Raw genomic sequence first — 19,102 nt, 5'->3', positions numbered from 1 at the left:
AAGCCAATGAAGTCCTGGCGAATAATAAAACACTCAAGAACACTGCACGGGGGTGCAATGCCTCAAGCAAATGTTATGTATTCACCAAATAAAAAAATTCGGTATCAACAAACTTGGCACACTATTGAGTTCTCAAACAACAAACACTTACCGGTTCTTTACCCACCATTCCAGGCGGTAATTTCGTCCAGCGTTATATTCATATTCTATAACTTCGAATTCCTGAAAGTCAAATCCATTGTTTGTGATTTGAACCAGTATTCCCAGTTCCCATTCTTTTCAATTGTTGTCCACAAGACTGTGGAAAAACCTTGATTTTCTGGGGTTCTGCCGCCGTTTCACATCCGGTTATTTCTTCCGTTTTGTTCTCGGCGACAAGGAAAAACTATACACAGGTTTTGGGGGTCCTGCAAATCGGGTGGGTGGTTTTTGACGGTGACCGTGCACACTTAATTCCGGAGCGCCGATTAAAGCCCGGGTTCATGCGGTTCGGTGCTCGCAAAAATCTGTAAAACGCATAAAAATTCGTCTTAAAAGCCGGTAGCCGACCACCTCAGTGGCCGGCTACCGCGATTCAGCTAGTCCTCGACGATCTCTGCGTCAATGACTCTAGGATCATCCAGGGGCAGAGAGCTTGGCGCCACCGTGGGAATGCCGGCGAAGGCCACTGCCGCATTCTCGATCACGCGCTTGGCCATATATCGATTGCCTACGCCACCGATGGCCGCGCCGACCCCAAACGGAACCAAACGGCCGATGGTGCTAGCCGCTTGGGTGCCAATGATCTTGCGCAGGAACTTCTTCTGCATGGTGCGCTGCATTGCAGAGTAGATGCTCGTGGACTTGCTGGCACCGAAGGACTTGGCCCATCCCTGGATTGGACCCCCACCGCGACCTGCGGCCTGGGAAGTCAATCCGGCAATCATCGAGCTGCCCTCATCGCCCATCATGATGCCCATAACCAGGACTCGTGAACGATCCGGATCGTCGATGGCTATGCCGTGCAGCTCTGCCAGGCTTTGCGCATACAGCGCCGAGGCTTCCAGGAAGCCCAGGGTCGCAGCTATGGATAGGCCCAGGGCGATACCGGTACCAACAGCGGGAACGGCTGCGGTTCCACCCACGGCTGCACCGGAACCGGTAACTACGCGCAGGTAATCGCGCTCGACAATAGCTGCCAGCTGGGCAGTAGTAGCGTCAGGGTGCTTTTTGCGCAGCCGCTTGATGTAGGCAAGCACCAGCGGGCGCTGCACGCCGATGCCCTTCATGATGGCGTCCTGCACGCCGGAGCGCGGCTTTCCATCTTTGCCAATCAAAGTCATTGAAATCGGATCGTTTTTCATGATGGCTCCAGCTTAACCGCAAGACCCTGAGAGTTACCTTGGTCTTTGCGCTTTCAAGCAAGCGTCTTGAAAAATTCCTTGAAACTCCCCGACGCTGGTGCAAGAGTTGGCCTATGAAGAACGCTCAGGCCAAACGGTATAACCACGCCTTGAAAAGCGCCGGGATCTCGGAGCATCCGGTCGCGCTGCTCGATCTGGATGCCTTCGATTCCAACGTGATCGCCCTGCGCGAACGGGCCGGAGGTCTGCCGATTCGCATCGCGTCCAAATCCCTGCGTGTACGCAAGGCATTGGAACGGGTCCTGGATGAGCCCGGTTTCCGCGGCGTTCTCTGCTTCACCTTGGCCGAAGCATTATGGCTGGCCAGCCATGGCTTGAAGGACTTGGTGGTTGCCTACCCGCAAACCGATGCCGAAGCGATCAGCCGGTGGGCCGCCAGCGAACAGGCACGCGAAGAGGTAACGCTCATGGTGGATACCCAAGAGCAGTTGGATTTGATCGACAGGATCGCACCGGGGCACGGGCCGCTGAAGGTCGCCCTGGAACTGGATGCTGCCTATTACCCCAGCAGCAACCTCCGTATCGGCGCCGCGCGTTCCCCGCTGACCCGGCCGGAACAGGTCGCCGAACTGGCCGCCCAGGTGCACCGCCGGCGCAACTTCATCTTGGACGGGCTGATGGGCTACGAATCCCAAATCGCTTCGGTCCCCGATGGGGGTTTCAGCCCCAGGGCACTGATCGCCCGCAAGCTGCGCCAAGCCAGCGCCGCCGAACTGGCGGACCGCCGGGCCGAAACCGTGGAATTGGTACGGGAGCTCGGCGACCTGCGGTTTGTAAATGCCGGAGGTACCGGTTCGGTAGAAAGCACCATCCAAGAACCAGCGGTAACCGAAATCGCCGCGGGCTCAGGATTATTCGCGCCCGCGCTCTTCGATTCCTACCGCGCATTCCGCCCCACCCCTGCCCTGTACCTGGGATTCCCGGTAGTACGCCGTCCCGATGAGCGAACGGTCACCATCCTTGGTGGCGGATGGGCCGCATCGGGCCCAGCCGGCAAGGACCGCTTGCCCACCATCGAGCATCCCAAGAAGCTTCGCTACCTGGCCATGGAAGGCGCCGGCGAAGTGCAGACTCCGCTCACTGGCCCCTCGGCGCATCGCATTGCCATTGGCGATACCGTGTGGCTGCGCCATGCCAAGTCCGGTGAACCGGCCGAACGGGTTAATAAGGCGGCGGTGTACTCCAAGGGCAGGATCGTCGAACAATGGCCTACTTACCGTGGAGAAGGGAAAGCATTCCTGTGAGTACTTTCAGGAATTTCGCACGCACCGTGGTCTCCCACCCAGCAGCTGTCCATTCTCCGCGCAGCATCGCAGAATTAGCGCAGAGCCTGGAGCAGGCCGCCGACCAGCACCAGCCGGTGCGCACCGTCGGCGCAGGCCATTCCTTCACTCCGCTGGCAGATACCGACGGGATCTTGCTGAATCTGGATGGCTTTCGCGGCATCGAGGAAGTCGACGCTCGCACCCACGAGGTGACGTTCCGCGCCGGAACCCGGCTCTGGCAGATCCCCGCCCTGCTCAGGCCCTTCAACCTCGCGTTGGAGAATATGGGAGATATCGACAAGCAGTCGGTCGCTGGAGCAATCAGCACCGGCACCCACGGCACGGGCCTGGAATTCAGCGGATTCAGCGCAACGGTCACGGGAGTGCAGATCATGCTGGCCGATGGCACCCATCTGCGCGCCAGCGCGCAGGAGAATAGCGAATTATTCGAGGCGTCCCGGCTTGGCCTGGGAGTACTGGGGGTGCTCACCCACGTCCGGCTGCGGTGCGTTCCCTACTACATGATGCGTGCGGCTGAATCCATCGAACCCATCGGGCAGATCGCCGAAAGCTTTGTTGATCGTGCCCGGCAAGAAGACCACCTGGAATTCTTCTGGTTCCCGGGCACCAGCAAAGCCCAGGTGAAGATCAATACCCGGCTCGACGGCCAGGTCCCTGCCGATCAACCGCCTGCGGTGGCCCGCTGGCTGAACGATGAGCTGCTCTCCAATGGCGCGTTGCAGCTGCTCAGCTCGCTGAGCGCAGCGGTCCCCCGGACCACTGCCAAATTGAATGAGGTGGCTTGCGCCGCCCTGCCGGAGCGCAGCAGCATCGCGCCATGGAATGAAGCTTTCACCAGTGCGCGACGGGTGCGTTTCACCGAGATGGAGTATGCGCTGCCGCTAGCTGGCTTCGATGAAGCTTTCGCGAAGGTGCGAGCGTACTTCAGGCGTTCGGGAGTTGGAGTTTCCTTCCCTGTCGAGGTGCGTACCGCGGCCGAGGACTCCACCTGGTTGGGTACCGCCAGCGGCAGGCAGACAGCGTACATTGCCGTGCACCGCTACATTCGGGATAAGGCTCCGGGATACTTCCCGGCCATGGAAGAGATCTTCCGTTCTTTGGGCGGCCGGCCGCATTGGGGCAAGGAACATAGCCTGCAAGCAGCGGATTTGGCGCAGCTCTACCCGAAATTCAGCGATTTCACGAGGGTGCGCCAAACTGCCGATCCGGAGGGACGATTCCTCAATCCTTATCTGCGGGGTTTGCTCGGCATCTAGAACTGGACATCGGTCCAGATCAGCGGGCTTGATGCTTTCACCAAGTCCGGCACCGTTCCGGGCAGGGGCTGGGAACTGCTTGGCGGATGCTCCTGGATGCGGCCCTGGCCCAATACCTGCCAAGTTGCGCTGGGGACCAGGTAGCTTCCGGAATCATTCAAAGCGTTCGCGCGCTTGAGCCCCTGGAGGAATGGTTCAACGCGATCTGCCGCGTTCTCCTGCAAGCCAAGTGCGCCGGCGATGACATAGCGGTCTTCGCCGACTCCTTCTGCTTGCTCGCCCTCATCGGTGCGAACGTAGTCCTCTCCGGCCAGGTAGCCGGTGAGAACCTTCAACTCATCAGCCTGGCGTGCCTTGGCGAATTCCTGGTCCTGTGCATCTGGCTGGGTTTGGGTCGCAAGAATATGCACCGGCTCGCCACGGTATTGGATGGGAATGTCCCACAGCCCGGTGCTCATCACCGGAATGGAGGCGGCCAGCACACCAGAGAAGTCGGTGTGGTGCATCATGTCGTTGGCAACGTCCTGCCACTTGAGCTGGGAAACGCTGGTGACCTGGTCTTGTGCAATCGGGTACTTCGATAGCACGACAATCGAACCCTGCTCGGCGAATGCGGCCTGGCCCCACGCATCCTCGGCGCCGCCGATGACGCCATCAGCGTTCAGATCGGCACCGCTTTGCAGGCCCTTGGAGCCCACGGCCAGGTAGGAATACCCGTATTCCACATCGGCGCGGGCATCGTCGGGATTGTTCAGATACTGGTCGTTCAGTGCATCAACCGCGTCCTGGGTGGCGTCCATATCTGTCAGAACCACCACGTCCGCATTGGCGCTGCTGATCTTGTCTGCAACCTGCGCCGCCTGGCGGTCGGATCCGCGCATCAGGTTCGCGGGCAGCTCCTGGGGGGTTTCGCCGCTGAGATTTGCCTGGATGGTTGCCACGCGAAGCGAGGTCTCGGAAAGCTGCGCTGCGCTGGCACCCGCCGAGTCGCCAGGGCCAGTGGGTGCAGCAAAAGCGCCGGTTGCGGGGAACATCAAAAGTGCCCCTAGACCCAGACTTGCTGTTCCGACTAATAACTTGCGCACTCAACCACCCTACGACGTTCGGCTACCGCTTGCCACCACCTTTACCGGATTGTAATGCCGCAGCCGCGGCGGCCTTCTTGTTCGCGGAAAGGACCTCGTCCATATAAGGAGCACGCACATGCATCGAGACACGGGCATCCACCAGGCACACGCCCCGGGCTCCGGCATCCACCCACTGCTGGACCCCGGCGAGGTCTTCGAGCGTGTCAACGCGGATTCCGGTGGCTCCCATGGCCTTGGCGATACCGGCGAAATCCACGGTCGGGATCAGCATCGGGTCTTCGTGCAGGCCGACGGATCCGTACTGGTGGATTTCCGCTCCGTACGCGGAGTCGTTGTAGATGACGATTACGCCACTTTCCACGGTGCGAACGATCGATTCGAGGTCCGCCAGGCCCATCAGGAAGCCGCCATCGCCGGCGGCCAGCACGACCGTGCGCCCCTGCGCCGCTGGGCCTGCGCCCACCATGGAAGCGATGCCCAGGCCGATGGACTGGTACGCGGTGCCCACGCAGCTCAAGGAGCGTGCACCGGAGGTCGACCAGTACATGGGCCCCCAGCCGATGAAGTGGCCGCCGTCTTGCACCAGCACGCGATTGGCCGGCAGGATCTTCTCCAGTTCGCTGGCCACGCGGCGCGGATCAAGCTGCCCGTCGGCGGCCAGGTCGTCACCGGCCGGACGGGTGCGCAGATTGGACAGGTCCAGGCCTGAACGCCATCCGCCCTGCGCCTGCTCCACCGCACCGAGCAGGTCCGCGGCGGCCAAGGCCGCATCGGCGGTGGCGAAATAGTCCACGCGCGGGTTGGTGGCGGCGCACCCCAGGTCGATCTGGATCAAGCTGGCATCCTGCGCGACCAGATCGCCAAAACGCATGGTGAACTGGTTCAACGAGGCGCCGAGTACCAATACCGTATCGGCCTGCGCGATGATGCGGGCGTTGGCCTCGGTGGAGAAGCCTCCGGTGATGCCCAAATCGAACTCGTAGTCCAGCAGGTCGCGGGCCAGCAACGTACCCGAGGTGGTGGCGTCCAGCTTCTGCGCCAGCGACTGGACCTGCGCGGCGGCATCGATCGCGCCGCGGCCATAGAGGATGTGGGTGCGCTGCGAGGCGTTGAGCTTTCCAGCGATCTGCTCCAGCTGGGTGGAGTTCAGCTGCGGTGCCGGAGGGGTGCTGCGCAGGGAGGCGAAATCAGGCAGCTGCTCTTCGAGCGAATCCACCGCGGCCAAATCATAAGGGATCGCCAAAACAACCGGCATCTGTTCGCGCAACGCCCGGGCGGCCGCCTCCAGAGCAGTGGCACCCGGGTTGTCGCGGTCAACGACGTAGCGCGGCGCTCGCACTGCTGTGTCGATCGCGGCCTGGTCGACGTCCCAGCCACGCAGGCCGGAAGTTGGCGCGTCGCCGGTGACGAACAGCAGCGGGGTCCGGGCCGCGGCGGCTTCAGCCAGTGCGGTGATGGTGTTGGTGTAGCCGGCACCGTAAGTGGTGGAGGCGATGGCAAGCTTATTGGAGATGCGGAAGTAGGCGTCGGCGGCCGAAACGGCGGCCGATTCGTGGCGCACGGCGGTGTAGTCGAAGCCTGCACGCACTGCGGCGTCGAGGAAGTGGGCATTGCCGTTGCCCATCAATCCGAAGATCCGCGGGGCCAGCGGCTTGAGGGCGTGGGCAATGGCAGCTGAAACGCTAGACATTATGGACTCTTTTCAAGAAATCGTGCTGAAGAAATTCCATATATGTCTGCCGTTACCGGTTGCTGGACCGCAACGGGTATCGCCCCTTTTGAGAGCGCCGGAACCTGGCGGGGCCATGTTCCTGACTCACTGATGATAAGGCAGGAACCGCGCCTGGCGCTAGGCCGCTAGTGCGCCTTCCCATTAACACTTCCCCCGGGGGCGATCTCGCAGCGTTCCGAGCGATGCGTCCACGCACCTCGGTCCTGTCCCCGCGCTTGGCTGCACCGGACGCCGAATGGCGCCACGGCGCCGTGCACGGGGCCAAAAGTTTCACCCGGGCTCGGTGTTCGAGGTCGAAGTGTCATCCGAAAGTACCATGTACAGCAATTTTCAGATTCGATACTATCGAAATAACACTTAGTTGACTTGATCTTTATATGACAACTACCGGACATTATCGAGAAGGAACGCATGCTGAAGTTCTTGGGAATCACCTCTGAAGCACCTGCCGACGGATCAATCCCCGCGTGGCAGGGCGTCTCCAAGAAACACCGGGGCATCGCATTCGCCATTTCGCTTGCGCTGGGATTGGCCACGTTCCTGGTAACCCGCTGGCTGCTTTCCGACCTGCCGCCAGAAGGCTACTTGCCGCTCGTTCCCTGGAACGCGGCCGCCGCCATTCTGCTCATCAGCACGCTGGTGGCCGAGCGCGGATTGATCCGCAACGCGCCCGCCGAAACCTGCGAAATCTAGGCGCCAGAACTGGGGGCGGTACGGAGAGCCGCACTCGCCCCCAACTTCGCGGAACTTCGCTGCTGCTCATCAAGCGCGGCGAACGGCGAATTCAGCAGCGCGACGGGCATTAAGCGCCCGGTGCGATCCGCCAGCCATTCGTCATGGACGAGGCCAGCGACCTGCCCGGCTACGGCGAAACTGCCGATGGAGCGCTCTTCGACTACGGCTTCGGGCTCAGCTACTAGCCACAAACGTCCCATCAACGCAGGAGGGCTTTGGCTGGCAAATTTGCCATCCAAAGCCCTCCTGCTTATTTCATGGAACTCACGGCCAGCCCCGCTGCTGTCCTAAATTTCAGCTCCGCCCGTTCCGATCCACTGCTATTTAGCCTGGACTAATGGCAGGACAGCCTTGTAGTCCCCCTCCTGGCGAGTCCAGAATTCGTCATAGTCGGTCGCATTTTGGTAGCTAGTTGCCAATCCGAGGTTTTCCATCTTTTCAACTACTGCCTCGTCTTCAATCGCAGTTTGCAGGGCAGCTTCCAGCTTCTTGCCCACTTCCTCTGGCAGGCCTTCTGGTGCCGCATAACCACGGGCAGTCGTCGCGATCACGTCGTATCCTTCTTCAGCGAATGTCGGTACGTCCGGCAGCGCGTCGGTGCGTTCGGCATCCATCACCCCGAGCACTCTGGCTTTGCCCTGATTCGCCAAGTCAACTACCTCGCTGATATTCCCGACAAGCACTTCCACGTGCTTGCCCAGGAAGGCGGTAGATGCCTGGGAAGCTCCCTCAGAGAAGTGCACTGGGCTGAATGCAGAACCAGTGGCCTCGTTGATCTGGGCAATCGCGAAATGCTCACCGCCCATCTGCCCTGTGGTTGTTGCATTTAGCGCACCCGGGGTTGCCTTGCTTTCTTCGATCAGATCCTTGAGACTCGAATATTTGCTGTCCGGCTGAACCGCAATCACCATCGGATCCACAACCTGGCGGCCCAGGGGCTGCAGGTCGCTGCGGGTGAAGGCCGCACCGCGGGATTCGTCCATGGGAATGACGACAATTGAAGGCGACCCAACGGCACCAATGGTGTAGCCATCAGCCTTGGCATTGGCCAACGCCGTATAGCCAATCTGACCACCGGCACCTGGTTTGTTTACCACCTCAACGTTGGTCCCGAGCTCTTTTTCGAGTATGGGCTGGATCAGCCGGGCAGCTGTGTCCACAGGTCCACCCGGCGAGAACGCTACTACTAGTTCAACGGATTTGCCGTTTTTGGGGAACTCTTCCCCTCCGCCACCTGATGCTGCGTTGCTTGATCCGCAGCCTGCTGCAGCCAAGGTGAATGCTCCAACGGCAAGAATCGAGATCATGCGTTTCATTGTGTTTCCTTCGGGTTGAGTGAATAGATTTTGCGTTGTCTAGCTTTCGGGGTCTTCAGCTGCCAGCACAGCTGGCTTACGCAATTTCAAGAGCGGACTGCAGACGATTGCCAAGGCGACGAGCAGCAACACCATCGTGATAGGACGATCAAAGAAGATCGCGAAGCTGCCATGCGAAATATCCAATGATTCGCGAAGGGATCGCTCCATCAACGGACCCAGGACAAGTGTCAGGACCATTGGGGCAAGGGGAATATCCAGCCGGCGAAGACCGAGGCCCACCAGTCCGAAGATGATCATCACGAAGACATCGAAAACGGAAAAATTGATCGTGTACGCCCCCACGACCATGAACATCAAGATCAGGCCTGCCAGGATCGGGTATGGAACCTTCAAGATGGAAGTCCACAAGCCGACAAGTGGAACGTTGAGAATAAGCAGTAGTACGTTGCCGATGAAAAGGCTGGCGATAATTGTCCACGCCAATGTGCTATGTTCAGCGAACAACGTCGGCCCAGGAGTCAGGCCTTGCTGCAGGAAAGCTCCCATCAGTACCGCGATCGTAGGCGAGGCAGGAATGCCCAAAGTGAATAGCGGGATTAGTGCCCCGTTGGCGTGAGCGTTGTTGGCAGTCTCGGGACCGGCTACCCCTTCGATGGCTCCTTGCCCGAGCTGGTGGCGGTACTTCGAGAATTTCTTCTCAGCCCCATAGGAAAGCAGGGAAGAAACCGATCCGGTCATGCCTGGAATGAGCCCCATGGCAAAGCCAATGCCTGTACCTCGGGCAAAGGCCGGCGTGCTGCGTGCCCAGTCCGTGCGCGATGGGAGCAAAGCTCGCAAGCCCGGGGCCTGCGCAACGGATTGATTCTTTCCCGGGCGGTAAGACAAGATCTCAGACAAGCCGAAAATGCCTACGATCACGGCCACGAATGACACACCGTCGAGCAATCGATCCATGCCGAAGGTAAAACGCGGAGCGCCCATGACCGGGTCAATGCCCACCATCGAAATCAGCAGGCCCAACGCTCCAGAAATCAAGGCCCTGACCATCGACTTCCCCGCTAGCGCCACCAGCAGCGAGATCCCGACTACAACGAGTGCGAAGAATTCTGGCGGGCCGATGAGCAACCCCAAGCTTCCCAGCGGCTTGGCCGCAATGACCAAGCCGACGGTGGCGATTGTGCCACCGACGAATGATCCGACAGCAGCGATAGTCAGTGCTACACCAGCACGGCCAATCTTCGTCATCTGATAGCCATCGATGGCGGTGATCGCCGAGGCTGCTTCACCGGGCGTATTGAGCAGAACGCTGGTTATTGTTCCACCGTAGGTAGTGCCATAGAAGATAGCGCACAGCATGATGATGGAACCAGCAGGATCGAGGTTCAGAGTCAGCGGGATCAACAATGCGATTCCCGCGACCGGCCCGATACCGGGCAGAACTCCGATAACAGTGCCCAATAGGCAGCCGACAAATGCGAACAGCAGGTTTTGCCACGTCATCGCCTCGGCAAAACCCATCATGAGTTCGTTGAGAACATCCATCTCAAAGTCCAATCAAATTCAAGGGCGGAACAGATGCCAGAGGAAGCGAAACGTGCAGGACCTTTGTGAACAGGTAGAACACGCCTACACTCCCGCAAAGAGAAATCACTACTGCTCTAATCCACCCGATCCGAGCTCGGAAGTTCAGGTGGTACATCAGGAAAGCCAGCATGCTCAGCTGGAAACCGAGAAACGGCAACGCTGCCGCCAGTACAACCAGGCTGGCCACAACCGCAAATACTTGCGCCCGCTCGAAAGCCTCAGCCTCACCCGGCTCCTGTGGCGCGGAACGCTCCTGGATGAACCAGACAATGGCTAGAACAACGAGGAACGCGCCGAGCACCGCAGGAAAGAACCCGGCACCCGGCCCCATGCTGCTCCATAGTCCTAAACTCACCGAACCTATAAGCGCGTACAGACCGACAAGGCCGATGATTGCTTGGCCGGCCACTACCGGCCACACGCCAGGAGGGTTCTGCCTCTCCGTTAGATCGCTCGACACGACTTCCTCCGATTACATAGTTCGTTCAGAAATTTCATACAGTAAAATTGTTTAGCGCTCCATGAAATAGTGACATGACGCACAAGTGGCAGTCAAGGAAGTGTGCCAAATTACAAAATAATTGCGTAGAATGAAATCATGGCGGTAGAAAAAGATAAGTCTGAAGCTCCCAACGGCATGAGGTCACTCACCCGGGCCATTGCCGTATTCGAGCAGATCCAGCGCTACGAACACCCCCGGCGACTCAGCGCAATTGCCGCCGACATGGGGATGAGCTCGCCTACGACCCTGCGCATCCTCAGGGTGCTGCAGGAAGCCGGCCTGGTCAGCCAAACTGACAAGAGCTACCGATTGGGTCCAGCGGTATTGCCTGCTGCCCGAGTTTTCCTGGAGAACGACCCCCTGCCCCGGGTGGCCCAACCAATCCTCCAGCAGCTCTCGCAGGCAACCAAGCTGACAGCGTCGCTCTACACTCGCCTCGGCAGCGAGCGCGTACTGGTTGAACGCGTGGTAGGAGAGACTTCGCTTGGGTACAACTTGCCGCAAGGCCGCCGCCTGCCGCTTACTGCCGGTGCTGCAGGGCGCATCCTCCTTCGTGGTGCCGATGATGACGAACTAACCCGGATCGCCGAATCTTCAAGGCGCCTGCAGTACGAAGCGGAGAATTTCGATCTTGAGGCCATCAGGGTTCGGACACCCCGCCTCGATTCGAACTACGCTATTTCCGAGGATGAGCGCGCACTGGGAATTATTTCCATCGCCGTGGCCGTCCCAGCTCGCCAAGGCCTTCCCACCGAAGCCCTCTCGCTGACCGGACCCATAGCCACGATCCCCCGCGACACACTGGAAGCCAAGGCCCCCGAACTACTCCAGGCAGCTCGACGCCTGTCCGATTTGCTGGCAAGCAGCGTCTACTAGCCGCCCACCAGATAACATCGCGCAAATTCCGCCTTTCGCGTCCGTGCGCCGCCTCGATCCTGCGCGCCATTAAATACCGCGGCACAGGCGCTAGAACCCTCCCGGAATCGCTTTGCCTGGAGCCACGCGCAGCTTGCGCCCCGCTCCTGCAAGGCTGAACCTTCGAAACCTCCCCGCGAAATCCTCCTTGACACTGTGATGCAGAACATGTCATGATTCCATACATCATCAATTAATTGCGTAGTGTGAAATCTAAGAACATATAATGAAATGTTCTCTTGTGAAATTCTGCGCCACAGGCCTTGGAATAGGTGACCAGTGAACCAATCGACTGAATACATACAAGTCAGCCAATCTACGATCGACCGGCTCACCGAGCTTCCTGCTGCCAACATCGGCGATGCCATGCAACGACTTGGAATCGCTTCGGCGGAGATACAAGCCGTCTGGGAAGGAGCCAAGTTGGCGGGTCCCGCCTACACCGTCTGGGTAGCCCCCGGCGACAATGCCGGGATTCATGAGGCGCTCAAGCACGTTCAACCAGGTGAAGTCATCATGGTCAATGGCGGCGGCTACACAGACCGCGCGCTGCTCGGTGAGCTGATCGGCGAACGCGCTGTTTCAAAGGGGGTCGCCGGCTTTGCCATTGATGGAGCGGTGCGAGACGCAGTGGATCTCGGAGAAATCCGCCTGCCAGTGTTTGCCCGTGCTACTAGCCCTGCCGGCCCATACAAGAATGGCCCTTTCGAAATTAACGGCACCATCGCGTTCGGTGGCGTTGCAGTGAGCCCTGGCGATATTGTCATCGGCGATTCGGATGGTCTGGTAATCGTTCCAGCCAGCCGTGCCGAGGAAATCGCCACTGCCGCGGAAGCCGTGCATCTCGACGAGAGCCAGCGCCGCGCGGCCATTCTTGCTGACCGAAATATCTCCCATTCCTAATTATCTAAGGCCCTAACACTATGAAATGTGCACTCATCGGACTAGGTGAAGTCGGGCAGATTTACGCTGCCGCGCTACTCGAAGCTGGACATGAAATCACCGGCTATGATCCTTTCATCAGCGACGCTCCGCAACGCGTGGAACTGGCCCGGTCAGCCGCGGAAGCAGTCAAGGATGCGGACGTCGTTTTAGTTCTGACCGCCGCTGGCGCTGCATCGGAGGTAGCCCAAGAATGCTTGCCCGCAATGAAAGCGGGCTCTGGTTATGCGGATCTGACCAGTTCTTCCCCCAAGATCATGGAAAAACTGGGCTCCACGTCGGGCCAGGTCAACTTCATTGACGTCGCGATCCTCGGACCCGTCATTGCACAGGGGGCAAAAACACCGTTGATGGCCAGCGGCCAAGGAGCGGAGGACTTTGCTGATCTTCTTAAATCTGTGGGAGCACCGGTTGAAGTCGTGGAGGGTGGACCGGGCAGCGCCATGGCTCATAAGCTGCTGCGAAGCGTCTTTACCAAGGGCCTTGCGTCCGTGGTGATCGAGGCAGTTCGCGCTGGCGCCGCTGCGGGACTTGAACCATGGGTCCGAGCAGAGATCTCCAAAATGCTGGCCGGCGACGGCCAGGCAACTATCGACCGCTTCTTGACCGGTACGGCCAAGCACGCAGTACGCCGTGCAGCAGAAATGCGTTCCACCGGCGGATATTTGGAAGACTTGGGCGTCCCCCGTGAAATGACCGATGCCTCTGCCAGTGCAATGGAGCGTATGGCAATCGATAATAGGATGACAGCTGGCTAGCGGCGACGCGGGCGAGCATCGGAAGGAACCATCATGATTGGCATCTGGGCGCTGGGCGTCTACCTCGCGGTCATCATCATTTGGACGGTCTTGCTACGCCGTAACGTCGGTGAAGCAATGATTCTTGGCTTCATCGTCGCCGCAGCATTCAGTGGCAAGCAGATGATGTCCGTTGGCTGGGTTGCGCTCTATGAAGCGCTCACCGATGAAATTGTCTATGCAACAGTGATCTTTGTGTTCATGGGTTACCTGCTCGAACGCGCAGGGGTCATGGAACGCATGATCAACCTGCTGGACTCGTTGATCGGCGGCAGCAAAGGCGGCGCCGCCTACGTGTCCACGGTGTCCTCGGCCGGGTTGGGCAGCATCGTGCATAACCAAGCAGCCATCGCCGCAACTGTCGGTTCAATTACCATCCCATGGATGGAACGATCAAAGATCGACCGTCCTACGGCGGCGACCATCGTGGCTGGCAACGCGGGCATGGGAATCACTTTCCCATTCAGTGCCTCGATGTTCGTCCTGGTGGGTTCCTCAACCGTCGGCCCATTGCTATCAGCAAACGAGCTCATCGTTCCGCTGATTTTTGGCGGGCTCTGGTGCGTTGCGCACCGCCTGGTCGTTACCTATATCTTGGTCCGCCGGAGCGGCGCACAATCAACACCGAAGGAACAACGGCAGCAGCTATCGGTCGCATTCAAGCAAGGATGGACCACGCTGCTATTGTTCGTCGGTGTCGCTTTTCCAATGATCATCACCAGCGGATTCATGGCCGAAGTACTGAGCGAGCATACGGAAACTGATGTGTCCAAAGCTGTCAGCCCGATTTTCTGGATTCCTATCGTATTGATCATTATGGGTTTGCTGCTCGGATTCAGTAAGCTGCCGCGAACGGCCAAAGAATGGTCGCAGATGATCGAGGCTTCCATCCCCCGTTTCGGCATCGTAGGAATTACCGTGCTATTCGCTTTCGCCGGAGCTAATGCCCTGGCAAGCACCGGCTTGCCGGAGCAGTTGACTGCAGTGCTGAACCAGCTTGACTTGCCGGTATGGCTGCTTGCCCTGGTGATTGGATTGATCGTGGTTGCAGTGGCTGCTCCGCTGTCATCAACGGCGACGATGGCCGCCGTGGGAACCGTGGGTGTTGCAGCGCTGGTTGCCGCCGGTGTTCCAGCACCAACTGCGGCGGTCGCAGTGCTGGTGTTCTCCTCTTGTGAAGCAGCCGTACCGCCGGGAGGAGCCCCGTTATACGTCGCGTGCGGCATCGCCGGCGTCAACCCGTATAACACCTTCCGCCGCATGATGCTGTTCTATGCTCTTCCATTGTTGGCAATCGGCGTGCTGATTGCTTCCGGAATCTTGCCGGTCTAAACCCACAGGGGGCCAAAATGTACCGATCTATACTTCGAAAAACCTTCGTCGCTTCCTTGGCCGTGGCGTTGTGTGGCGGAATCGTCTTCGTCCTATTGCAGCTGGTGGGGATTATTGCAGGCAATGCAATGCTTCTGGCCGCACCCAACACGGTATTCAAAACGATACTTTGCATCAGCGCGTCCGTCTCTTCGATTGCCGCGTATCTGATGCTCCATGTGGGCTCCACCCCGCTGGAATACGCGCAGGAGAACTCGTCAAAGTGAGCGATCAGAAAAAGTATCCTACTCGTGCCGAACTGAAACAACGTCCGGGCGCCCTTGCAGGTACTTCATGGGACCTGTTCAGCCCTCCTTCTGCTGGCGTTCCCCAAAAAATCGATGCGGCCAAACGAATTCAGGCGGCTGCTTCAGTTCGCCTGGGTGAAACCTTCGGGCTTGATTATCCGATCGATGCCTTTTCACCTGGGATGTCCAAAACACGTAGCGCGCCAAAGCACCATATTTTCGGCAACCATGTGGCCCATCGCGATGACTATCTGGACAGCTTTTACCTTCAGGGCTCGTCGCAGATCGATGGGCTGCGCCACCGGCGTTCTGATGAAGTGGGATTTTACAACGGTGTGCCCGATGAGAAGATCATCCCCGGAACCACCGAACTGGGCATCCAGTACTGGTCGGATCAACCCATTGTTACTCGTGGCCTCTTGGTGGACGTTGACGGTTTCACTAGAGCTCAGGGCCAAGACCTGGACCATGCAAATGGTGTGCCGATCCCGCTATCCCTGCTCCTTGCTGCCATGGAGCACCAAGGCATTGAGCTGGAACAGGGCGATGCGCTGCTGATTCACACCGGCTGGAGCGAATGGTTCTTGGGTCTGTCCCCCGAAGAAAAATCCAGGCAACGTGATTCCGGCAAGGCGACCGGGTTGGCGCAGTCCGAAGAACTGCTGGACATGGCGTGGGACTCGGGGCTGAGCATCCTGGCGGCAGATAACTTTGCCGTTGAATGCCTCCCGCCTGTAGCCGATTCCCCCTTCATCACCACAGCTCCGAATGATCGCGGGATGATGCACCAAGAGTTCTTGGCAAAACTCGGGCTTCCGCTCGGAGAGTTGTGGCGCCTGGGGCCTTTGGCCCGCCGGATGAACCAGTTGCAACGTTGGGATTGTTTTCTCGCCATCAAGCCGCTCAACGTCATTGGCGGAACGGGATCTCCAGCAAATGCCACCGCGATGATCTAGCGGTAGAATCGCTATCCTTCCGCCGTTGCCAAGAAGCGCAGGCGGCCATCTCCAGATGGAGCTCAGGTCTGGAGCAGCTGTTCAATGTCTTCCGCCGGCCGATCTTGGCAATACTAGCTAGGATCCAGCCCAGCCCCGTGTAGATCTGCCCCAAGAAGTGCACGTCATTTCCATGCGGTGCCCGGCAGACAGCGACAGCCATTAGGAGGCATTGTCGTTTCCGTCGCAACTGCGCGGGATGACCGCCGACCAGCGCGCCATACCTTCAGGGTAGCGTCGCCAGAAGCGGAACTCACTTGGCCCAAGGCCTCGCGCCGCTCGTGCCCGGCTGCTTTAATGGGCTCCGGAGTAGCGATTTAACCGCAGAGGCTATGTCCTCGTGTTCTTCGAGCATCGAGTGTTACAGATACTTGAACGTTTCGCTCACGCGATCCCCGATGGCCTGTTGCACCTGCTTAAAATGCGCGTCCTCACGTTGAAACTGAGGAAAATCTGCCCCGTTCTCCCCCTCGATCTTCTGTCACACGAGCTCCGCCAACGGGGTTCCCGCGGGTCGGGGAAGTCCGAATTGAGCTACCTGATGCTGTTCAGGCGCGCAGCTACTTTTCGTTTCCGTGGCTGGCCGCGTAGTCCTGCGCGCTCATCTGGCCCAGGCGCGAACGGCGCCGGCCGTAGCCAAGGTAGAGCGCTGCGCCGACGATCATCCAGATGATGAACACCAGCCAGGTATGCCAACCGAGCTGGCTCATCAGGAACAGGCAAGCGAAGATGCCCAGGATCGGGGTGAGCGGGTACAGCGGCACGCGGAAGGTGCGCTCGGCCTTGGGCTGGGTTCTGCGCAGGTAGATCACCGAGGCGCCCACCAGCGCGAAGGCGAACAGCGTGCCGATGCTGGTGGCGTCGGCCAGTGCGCCCAGCGGGATGAACCCGGCCGTGACCGCCACCAGGATGCCGGTGATCCAGGTGCCGGCGACCGGGGTGCCGGTGCGGGCCGAGACCTTGCCGAACACCGCGGGCACCAGCCCGTCGCGCGACATGGCCAGCAGGATGCGGGTCTGGCCGTAGAGCACGGTGAGCACTACCGAGGCGATGGCCAGCACGGCGGCGACCGCGAAGACCAGCACGAAGATCGGCTGCCCGGTCAGTTCGCCGATGATCTGCACCAGCGGCGCCTGTGCGCCTTCGAACCAGTTCCATTCGCGCGCGCCGATCGCCGAAACGGCCACCAGCACGTAGCTGATGGTCACGATCAGCATGGAGAGCATGATCGCCCGGGGCAGGTCGCGCTTCGGGTTCTTGGCTTCCTCGCCGGCCGTCGAGGCGGCGTCGAAGCCGATATAGGAGAAGAACACGCTCGATGCCGCCGCGGTCACGCCGGCGGCGCCCATTGGCAGCAGCGGCTCGAAGTTGCCCGCATTGAAGGCGCTGAAGGCGACGGCCGAGAAGAAGAGCAGGATGCCGGCCTTGATGGCCACGACGATCGAGTTCACGATGGCCGACTCGCGCGCCCCGCGCACCAGCAGCAAGGTGGCCAGTGCGACGACGATCAGCGCCGGCAGGTTCACCACTCCGCCGTCGGCCGGGCCGCCAGCCAGCAGCTCGGGCAGCTCCATGCCGAAGGTGCGCAACGTTTCGTTCACGTACTGGCCCGAACCCACGGCCACCGCAGCCACCGACACCGCGTATTCGAGCACCAGGCACCAGCCGCAGATCCAGGCGATGCCTTCGCCCATGGTGGCATAGGAATAGGAATAGCTGGAGCCGGAAACCGGAACCATGCCGGCCATTTCGGCATAGGACACCGCCGAAAGCAGCGCGGTAATGCCCGCGATCACGAACGAGATCCAGATGGCCGGACCGGCGATCGGCACGGTATCGCCGAGGATCACCAGGATGCCGGTGCCCATGGTGGCGCCGACGCTGATCATGGTCAGCTGCCACATGCCCAAGGTGCGGCGCAGCTGGCCTGCCCCTGCATTGGTTTCCGCTTCGGCGATCATATTCGTGATCGACTTGCGGCGGCGCAGCTGCGCGCCCAGCAGGGTGGCCGGACTGGAGCTCACGGACGGTTTGCGGTTCATCGCGGATCCTCAAGGGAAATGGTGGTGCTGCCTCGCCCCTGCCTAGGATGCGGCCGGGCGCTGCGCGTGGAAGTTCTGAACTGGAATATCATGTCATAATCCAGCTGGTCCCGACTTTTCAGGAATCCGGCGGGTTCACACTAATTCCCGCTTCTTCTTGGCATTAGCCGTATTTGCGCATCGCTCGGCAGCCAGCTTTTGAGATGGATTTCATGATCGGGAATGCATATTTATGCATTTTATTCCGCTTCGCGCACTCTCGCCTATCGAAAACCCCTGAAGTTTTCCATACCATTAGAAGACATATTCGAACAAGCGAAGTATAATTAGAACATGTCCGAAGCAAAGGCGCACGGAAACAGCCTCACCCCACCAGCACCCCCCGAGGAATTCGACCTCCACGTCCAAACCGTGCAAAACGACCTCTCCGCCCTCGAAGAACACGGCAGCAAAGCCGACTGCGCCCACGGCATCGAACTGCTGGAAGCCCTCATCTCCGCAGCACGCTGCAAACAAGCCGGCCTCGCCCACCAAATCGAAAAAGAATACGTCCGCGACCACGAAGAACGCGGCGTCCACCTCGATGACCAAACCCGCGGCGCAGCCGCCTGCGTCGCCCTGGCCCGCAAGCAATCACCCCACGGCATGCGCAACTACCTGGTCAATTGCCGCATCCTCTTCGAAGACACCCCGAACCTCGCCGCAGCCTGCTCCCGCGGAGAATTCACCGAAGCCCAAACCCAAGCCATCCTCACCCCGCTCCAAAACCTCAAACCCCAGCGCCGCACCGAATTCGACCAGCTCTACGCCCAGAACCCGCACATGTTCGAATCCATGGGCACCACCCAAATCAAGGAAACAGTCCGAAAATTCGCCCTGGCCTACAT

Annotated in this window: 17 protein-coding genes and 1 pseudogene; 10 read left to right on the top strand and 8 right to left on the bottom strand. The window is 59.6% G+C overall.

The annotated features are described in order from the left end of the window. Positions 1-578: 578 nt before the first annotated feature. A complete protein-coding gene (locus EDF61_RS18485) occupies positions 579-1,343 on the bottom strand; it encodes a hypothetical protein (protein WP_105658967.1) in 765 nt (254 codons plus the stop codon). 113 nt (positions 1,344-1,456) lie between these two features. Between EDF61_RS18485 and EDF61_RS18480 the strand changes: the two genes are divergently transcribed. Continuing rightward, positions 1,457-2,647 (top strand): alanine racemase, encoded by a 1,191-nt coding sequence (locus EDF61_RS18480; RefSeq protein ID WP_105658968.1) that lies wholly within the window; start codon positions 1,457-1,459, stop codon positions 2,645-2,647. After that, complete coding sequence (locus EDF61_RS18475) at positions 2,644-3,945, top strand: D-arabinono-1,4-lactone oxidase (protein WP_286134401.1); 1,302 nt, start codon at positions 2,644-2,646, stop codon at positions 3,943-3,945. Before EDF61_RS18480 ends, EDF61_RS18475 begins: the two co-directional genes overlap by 4 nt. Here EDF61_RS18475 and EDF61_RS18470 read toward each other — a convergent pair. Both EDF61_RS18470 and EDF61_RS18465 read right to left on the bottom strand, forming a co-directional pair. Continuing rightward, on the bottom strand, positions 3,942-4,979 hold the full coding sequence (locus EDF61_RS18470) for an endonuclease/exonuclease/phosphatase family protein (protein WP_105658970.1): 1,038 nt from the start codon (positions 4,977-4,979) through the stop codon (positions 3,942-3,944). The genes EDF61_RS18475 and EDF61_RS18470 overlap by 4 nt on opposite strands. Positions 4,980-5,052: 73 nt before the next feature. Then, on the bottom strand, positions 5,053-6,723 hold the full coding sequence (locus tag EDF61_RS18465; protein WP_133835101.1) for a thiamine pyrophosphate-binding protein: 1,671 nt from the start codon (positions 6,721-6,723) through the stop codon (positions 5,053-5,055). Between the two features lie 453 nt (positions 6,724-7,176). On the opposite strand from EDF61_RS18465, the gene EDF61_RS18460 reads away from it, so the two are divergent. After that, entirely contained in the window at positions 7,177-7,458 is a 282-nt protein-coding gene (locus tag EDF61_RS18460) for a hypothetical protein (protein ID WP_105658972.1), read from the top strand. On the opposite strand, the gene EDF61_RS18455 is transcribed toward EDF61_RS18460, so the two are convergent. The 4 genes from EDF61_RS18455 to EDF61_RS18440 form a co-directional block, all read right to left on the bottom strand. Continuing rightward, on the bottom strand, positions 7,455-7,700 hold the full coding sequence (locus tag EDF61_RS18455; RefSeq protein ID WP_166650884.1) for a hypothetical protein: 246 nt from the start codon (positions 7,698-7,700) through the stop codon (positions 7,455-7,457). The two genes, EDF61_RS18460 and EDF61_RS18455, sit on opposite strands and share 4 nt — an antisense overlap. A 120-nt stretch (positions 7,701-7,820) precedes the next feature. After that, positions 7,821-8,816, bottom strand: coding sequence for a tripartite tricarboxylate transporter substrate binding protein (locus tag EDF61_RS18450; RefSeq protein WP_133835099.1), 996 nt, complete (start codon positions 8,814-8,816; stop codon positions 7,821-7,823). A 39-nt stretch (positions 8,817-8,855) separates the two neighbouring features. Beyond that, a complete protein-coding gene (locus tag EDF61_RS18445; RefSeq protein WP_133835098.1) occupies positions 8,856-10,361 on the bottom strand; it encodes a tripartite tricarboxylate transporter permease in 1,506 nt (501 codons plus the stop codon). 1 nt (position 10,362) lies between these two features. Next, positions 10,363-10,863 (bottom strand): tripartite tricarboxylate transporter TctB family protein, encoded by a 501-nt coding sequence (locus EDF61_RS18440; RefSeq protein ID WP_286172352.1) that lies wholly within the window; start codon positions 10,861-10,863, stop codon positions 10,363-10,365. Between the two features lie 138 nt (positions 10,864-11,001). Between EDF61_RS18440 and EDF61_RS18435 the strand changes: the two genes are divergently transcribed. The 6 genes from EDF61_RS18435 to EDF61_RS18410 all read left to right on the top strand — a co-directional run bounded on the left by EDF61_RS18435 (position 11,002) and on the right by EDF61_RS18410 (position 16,134). Further along, on the top strand, positions 11,002-11,781 hold the full coding sequence (locus EDF61_RS18435) for an IclR family transcriptional regulator (protein ID WP_133835097.1): 780 nt from the start codon (positions 11,002-11,004) through the stop codon (positions 11,779-11,781). Between the two features lie 318 nt (positions 11,782-12,099). Then, positions 12,100-12,723, top strand: a complete 624-nt coding sequence (locus tag EDF61_RS18430) for an RraA family protein (RefSeq protein WP_286172351.1) — start codon at positions 12,100-12,102, stop codon at positions 12,721-12,723. 20 nt (positions 12,724-12,743) lie between these two features. Continuing rightward, on the top strand, positions 12,744-13,520 hold the full coding sequence (locus EDF61_RS18425; RefSeq protein WP_133835096.1) for an NAD(P)-dependent oxidoreductase: 777 nt from the start codon (positions 12,744-12,746) through the stop codon (positions 13,518-13,520). A 33-nt stretch (positions 13,521-13,553) separates the two neighbouring features. Then, on the top strand, positions 13,554-14,891 hold the full coding sequence (locus EDF61_RS18420; protein WP_133835095.1) for a TRAP transporter large permease subunit: 1,338 nt from the start codon (positions 13,554-13,556) through the stop codon (positions 14,889-14,891). 17 nt (positions 14,892-14,908) lie between these two features. Beyond that, a complete protein-coding gene (locus EDF61_RS18415; protein WP_133835094.1) occupies positions 14,909-15,157 on the top strand; it encodes a hypothetical protein in 249 nt (82 codons plus the stop codon). Beyond that, a complete protein-coding gene (locus EDF61_RS18410) occupies positions 15,154-16,134 on the top strand; it encodes a cyclase family protein (RefSeq protein ID WP_133835093.1) in 981 nt (326 codons plus the stop codon). The genes EDF61_RS18415 and EDF61_RS18410 overlap by 4 nt, the downstream gene beginning before the upstream one ends. A gap of 599 nt (positions 16,135-16,733) precedes the next feature. Here the strand turns inward: EDF61_RS18410 and EDF61_RS18405 are convergent. Then, a complete protein-coding gene (locus EDF61_RS18405) occupies positions 16,734-18,215 on the bottom strand; it encodes an amino acid permease (protein ID WP_105662734.1) in 1,482 nt (493 codons plus the stop codon). A gap of 333 nt (positions 18,216-18,548) precedes the next feature. On the opposite strand from EDF61_RS18405, the pseudogene EDF61_RS18400 reads away from it, so the two are divergent. Then, positions 18,549-19,102 (top strand): annotated as a pseudogene (locus tag EDF61_RS18400) (HNH endonuclease); the annotation flags it as partial.

It is taken from the genome of Arthrobacter sp. JUb115 (genome assembly GCF_004365035.1).
Classification (GTDB): domain Bacteria; phylum Actinomycetota; class Actinomycetes; order Actinomycetales; family Micrococcaceae; genus Glutamicibacter.
The sequence above is the reverse complement of the archived record's forward strand: the minus strand, read 5'-3'. Positions and strand labels throughout refer to the sequence as shown.

Coding starts and splice junctions, on each gene's coding strand:
- EDF61_RS18470 (WP_105658970.1), bottom strand. CDS start 4,979: ATGTTCCCCGCAACCGGCGCTTTTGCTGCACCCACTGGCCCTGGCGAC.
- EDF61_RS18435 (WP_133835097.1), top strand. CDS start 11,002: ATGGCGGTAGAAAAAGATAAGTCTGAAGCTCCCAACGGCATGAGGTCA.
- EDF61_RS18480 (WP_105658968.1), top strand. CDS start 1,457: ATGAAGAACGCTCAGGCCAAACGGTATAACCACGCCTTGAAAAGCGCC.
- EDF61_RS18460 (WP_105658972.1), top strand. CDS start 7,177: ATGCTGAAGTTCTTGGGAATCACCTCTGAAGCACCTGCCGACGGATCA.
- EDF61_RS18455 (WP_166650884.1), bottom strand. CDS start 7,700: ATGGGACGTTTGTGGCTAGTAGCTGAGCCCGAAGCCGTAGTCGAAGAG.
- EDF61_RS18450 (WP_133835099.1), bottom strand. CDS start 8,816: ATGAAACGCATGATCTCGATTCTTGCCGTTGGAGCATTCACCTTGGCT.
- EDF61_RS18425 (WP_133835096.1), top strand. CDS start 12,744: ATGAAATGTGCACTCATCGGACTAGGTGAAGTCGGGCAGATTTACGCT.
- EDF61_RS18415 (WP_133835094.1), top strand. CDS start 14,909: ATGTACCGATCTATACTTCGAAAAACCTTCGTCGCTTCCTTGGCCGTG.
- EDF61_RS18420 (WP_133835095.1), top strand. CDS start 13,554: ATGATTGGCATCTGGGCGCTGGGCGTCTACCTCGCGGTCATCATCATT.
- EDF61_RS18445 (WP_133835098.1), bottom strand. CDS start 10,361: ATGGATGTTCTCAACGAACTCATGATGGGTTTTGCCGAGGCGATGACG.
- EDF61_RS18465 (WP_133835101.1), bottom strand. CDS start 6,723: ATGTCTAGCGTTTCAGCTGCCATTGCCCACGCCCTCAAGCCGCTGGCC.
- EDF61_RS18405 (WP_105662734.1), bottom strand. CDS start 18,215: ATGAACCGCAAACCGTCCGTGAGCTCCAGTCCGGCCACCCTGCTGGGC.
- EDF61_RS18485 (WP_105658967.1), bottom strand. CDS start 1,343: ATGAAAAACGATCCGATTTCAATGACTTTGATTGGCAAAGATGGAAAG.